Annotated in this window: 5 protein-coding genes; 3 read left to right on the top strand and 2 right to left on the bottom strand. The window is 45.2% G+C overall.

What is annotated here, in order from left to right; all coding sequences use genetic code 11:
- Positions 1 to 164: 164 nt before the first annotated feature.
- Complete coding sequence (locus BW716_RS34505; RefSeq protein ID WP_220388908.1) at positions 165 to 590, bottom strand: 6-carboxytetrahydropterin synthase; 426 nt, start codon at positions 588 to 590, stop codon at positions 165 to 167.
- 267 nt (positions 591 to 857) lie between these two features.
- On the opposite strand from BW716_RS34505, the gene BW716_RS34500 reads away from it, so the two are divergent.
- Together BW716_RS34500 and BW716_RS39335 are read left to right on the top strand one after the other, a co-directional pair.
- Positions 858 to 1,136 (top strand): hypothetical protein, encoded by a 279-nt coding sequence (locus BW716_RS34500; RefSeq protein ID WP_083730590.1) that lies wholly within the window; start codon positions 858 to 860, stop codon positions 1,134 to 1,136.
- A 51-nt stretch (positions 1,137 to 1,187) separates the two neighbouring features.
- On the top strand, positions 1,188 to 1,316 hold the full coding sequence (locus BW716_RS39335; protein ID WP_368678285.1) for a T9SS type A sorting domain-containing protein: 129 nt from the start codon (positions 1,188 to 1,190) through the stop codon (positions 1,314 to 1,316).
- 32 nt (positions 1,317 to 1,348) lie between these two features.
- On the opposite strand, the gene BW716_RS34490 is transcribed toward BW716_RS39335, so the two are convergent.
- Complete coding sequence (locus tag BW716_RS34490) at positions 1,349 to 1,537, bottom strand: hypothetical protein (RefSeq protein WP_083730588.1); 189 nt, start codon at positions 1,535 to 1,537, stop codon at positions 1,349 to 1,351.
- A 302-nt stretch (positions 1,538 to 1,839) separates the two neighbouring features.
- Here BW716_RS34490 and BW716_RS34485 point away from each other — a divergent pair, with 302 nt between their 5' ends.
- A complete protein-coding gene (locus BW716_RS34485; RefSeq protein WP_083730587.1) occupies positions 1,840 to 4,086 on the top strand; it encodes a glycoside hydrolase family 2 protein in 2,247 nt (748 codons plus the stop codon).
- Positions 4,087 to 4,232: the final 146 nt, after the last annotated feature.

Raw genomic sequence — 4,232 nt, 5'->3', positions numbered from 1 at the left:
GCCTGGCGCACACAAAAAGGCCTGAGCATTGCTCAGGCCTTTTATTGGAAAAAGGGTGTATCAGTTTACCATAATGTTGGTCCTTAAAGCTATGCGATGATTCCCATGATACAACCACCAGTTTGTGACTTGATCCACTCTATTGCGGCTTAGATTCAAATATATTACTTGATCCATTCGGCGTAAGAATCGCTGGTTTCATACAAAACCAGTTTAACTAACTCTACATCTTCGGGGAACCCACCTTGCAGTTCCTGTTTGATATACAGGATAATGTTTTCTGCGGATGGTTCGATGTCCCAGATTTCGAGGTTTTCCAGCTCTCCCAAATTCGGATTAGCGGCCAAGTAAGCTTTGGATAGAATAAGGCGGTGATCGAATTTATCAACCACTTTTTCATTCACCAGTTTTTTCAGGTCTTTAAAGTCCATCAAAATCCCCGTGCCCCCCAGGTATCCTTCTTCAGGTGTTTTACTACTGACAGTTACATGCAGCTTATAGGAATGCCCGTGTAAGTTTCTGCATTTACCGGCGTATCCATACAGTGCATGTGCCGTTTCGAAGTTGAATATTTTAGTGATTTGCAACACTGATCGTTCTCGAATTTTTGCAAAGCTACAGCAAATAACAATCGACATTCATGATTTATGTCATTTTAACAAATGGGTTGATCTAAATTATCATATCCTGATGCTATATTCACAAATAGATATGCATTTAATTAATCGTAAAATTAACACGATAGCTCTTTAACGCCAGATTGAATGCTCTCTAATAAAAAGAAGACCTCTTTTCTACTGCTGTATGCCCCAAATTGATGCTTTCTTAAATTTCACCGATAAAACCCTTTTACTGTTATGAAAACTTTTACACTTTTCATTATTTCCCTATTCGTATGCCTCTCATCCTATGCCCTACAGGGTCTCACAGGCATCCACGACCCTTCTACTATTATGAAGCGGAACGGCGTCTATCATGTATTTGGCACCGGTGCGCAGATCTATCACCTTACTTCTACAGACCTGATCAACTGGACTACTGCCTCCATGGTTTTTGCATCCGGTACCTGGCCCAGCTGGATCAATACGTATGTTACGGACTTTGCCGGCACCTTCCGGGCGCCTGAATGTGTGTAATACTACCTGTGCTATGCCTGTTCTACCGGTGGCCGGCCTTCAGCAGGTACAGTGGTGAGTGACCAGCAACCCCAACATCAATCAAAGATAAATATCGGAAAGGGCTTGCCGGCGGGTTTGTATTTTATACAGATCAGTACGAAAAATGCGGCTGTGACGAAGAAGATCGTTATACAATAAGGTTTTTCTGTATAATCAACAGGCCGGAGATTTCATTCTCCGGCCTGTTGATTATTTAATGCGGCAAGTGCTTCAACATTATCTTTATCCAGGTTCACAGCTCTTTCAAAACATTTATTCCCTTCTTTTATTTTGCCATCATCTTTGTATGCCTTTCCCAACATGTACCAGCTATAAGAATCGGCCGGGTATTGTATTACTACATCATTTGCTACACGCACTGCCTCTTTATTCCTTTACTAATGAAGCTACCGCCGGTCACTTTCTACTTGCAGATTCAGTTTCTTTCCTCACATTTGATTCAAGTAATGCGTAATAATTCCCTATCAGCCTAATGCCCAACTTTCATGCGTCTGATTATTAAAAAAATCCTGAAAAGGACAGCTTTACCGCTGTACCTGAATTCCGCGTGGGGCGATGTTACTTTTTCTCATTATCCGCAACTAATCATATTTCACCTTTTATGACTGCGGATATACTTCCCCTGTGGCAGTTATATTCGTTAGCCACTTAAACCTTTATAATGAAACGTTTTGTTAAACACCTTGCTGTTTCTCTCACTTTTTCCTGTACAGCACATGTTTTACACGCGCAGACCAACTGGCAGCTACAACCTGTAGCCCTGCAAACCCGCTGGGCCAAACTCGTATCTCCCACGAACGCACTGCCTGAATATCCACGTCCCCAGATGATCCGTGACAACTGGCAAAACCTAAACGGACTATGGGAATACGCCATTACTGACAAAGACGCTACAAAGCCTGTAATTTTCGCCGGAGAAATCCTGGTGCCTTATCCTATCGAATCGGCATTATCGGGCGTTAAAAAGGCTGTATTGCCCTCACAACGACTTTGGTACAGACGTACCCTGCCCCCCATTTCACGGCTTGAAGGAAAACGGATCCTTTTACACTTCGGCGCCGTGGACTGGCAAAGCACTGTCTATGTAAATGGCAAACAAGCCGGCACCCACACCGGTGGCTACCAGAACTTTACTTACGACATCACCCGCCTGCTGAAAGAACGCGACAATGAAATACTGGTGAGCGTATGGGATCCTTCTGACCAGGGCATCAATCCCCATGGCAAACAGGTACTGGCTCCCAAAGGCATCCGCTATACCGCTACCACCGGTATCTGGCAAACCGTATGGCTCGAAACCGTACCTGACACCTACATCTCCTCTCTCGTGGTTACACCTGATGTAGACGGCGGTTTCCTTTCCCTCACCGTCAAAACCGGTGGCATGACAGGAAACTATAAGGTTGCAGCATTCGCCAGCACCAATGGTAAAATAATCAGCTCCGCCAAAGGCAAAACCAATGAAATCATCAAAATACCTGTTCCCAAAGCACACCTGTGGAGCCCGGAAGATCCTTTTCTCTATGACCTCTCTGTGAAGCTCATTCAGAATGGCGATGCGTCCGATGTCGTTACTTCTTATTTCGGCATGCGCAAAATCGCTATCAAAAAAGATCCGAAAGGACAGGAAAGGATTTACCTGAATGATAAATATACCTACAACCTTGGCGTACTCGATCAGGGTTTCTGGCCGGATGGTCTTTATACCGCACCAACGGACGACGCCCTCCGCTTTGACATCGAAGCCATCAAAGCCATGGGATTCAACACTATCCGTAAGCACATCAAAATAGAACCTGCCCGGTGGTATTACTATGCAGATAAACTGGGCATGCTCGTTTGGCAGGATATGGTGACCTGTGCCAGTCTGAAACCTGAAGCAAAGGAGGCTTTTGAAAAAGAAAGCGCGGCTAACGTAGCACAACTTTACAACCATCCTTCCATCATTTCATGGGTACTCTTCAATGAAGGCTGGTTTACCTACGATCAGCTCCGCCTGACCAAATGGCTGAAGAGCACAGACCCTACCCGTCTTGTAAACGGTCATACCGGCGAAAACTACGAGATGGATGGACAAGAGGTTGCTGAAAAGTGGGCCAGTGCAGACTTTGCTGATGTACATGACTACCCGGGCCCCGGTATTGCACCGGCACTCCCCGGCAAAGCAAGGGTATTGGGTGAATGGGGTGGCATCGGCGTACCTGTCAAAAACCATGAATGGGATGCTGTAGCCGGTTGGGGATATGTAAAGATTACCCCGGCGGAGTTAAGTACCCGCTACGCATCTATGGTTAAAAAGCTAAAAGACTACGAAACTCAGGGCCAGTCTGGCTCCATATATACTGAACCTTACGATGTGGAAATTGAGGAAAATGGCCTCATGACTTACGATCGTGAGATCATCAAAGTACCGCTCGATACCCTGCGTAAAATACACGCCGCCTTTATTCCACAGACATTCAATATGGATCTCGGGCTTAAAAATGCAGATACGACTTCTATACCCGATCCATTCCGACCCCAATTCCTCGCTATCCTGGAAATGGAAGCTGATGCGAAAAAGACGCATGACTGGCAGCCTATGACGGAAAGCGTGACCGACTACCTGAGTAAGGGCGGTACCAGCTTCTCCCCTACCAAAATCAGCAGCATGGCGCAAAAGGTATTCAATGGTACGGAGGATACTGTTTTATTAAATCAGGCCCTGAAATGGATGGAAAGAGTGGTGGAGATAGAAAGAAATACATTTACCATGGGTACTTATGCGAACCTGTTGTACAGGTTGGGAGATAAGGAAAATGCCCTGAAATGGATGGTAAAATCAGTGGAACTGGCGCATGAGGAAGAGATACCGGAGTATCAGGCGATTTATGACAAGATGAAGAAAGGCGAAAAAACATGGAAATAAACAGGAAGTTCTATAAGGTTTGTTCGACGCTTCTATAAGCTTTCTTCGACCTTTCTATAAGCGCTGTTCGATGCTTGTTCGATGCTTGTTCGATGCTTCTATAACTAAAAAGACCCGGCTGTATAAGGAGGGCACTGAAAAAGTCC

Source organism: [Flexibacter] sp. ATCC 35208, assembly GCF_001975825.1.
Classification (GTDB): Bacteria; Bacteroidota; Bacteroidia; order Chitinophagales; family Chitinophagaceae; genus Chitinophaga.
This window is presented reverse-complemented; position numbering and strand designations above follow the sequence as displayed.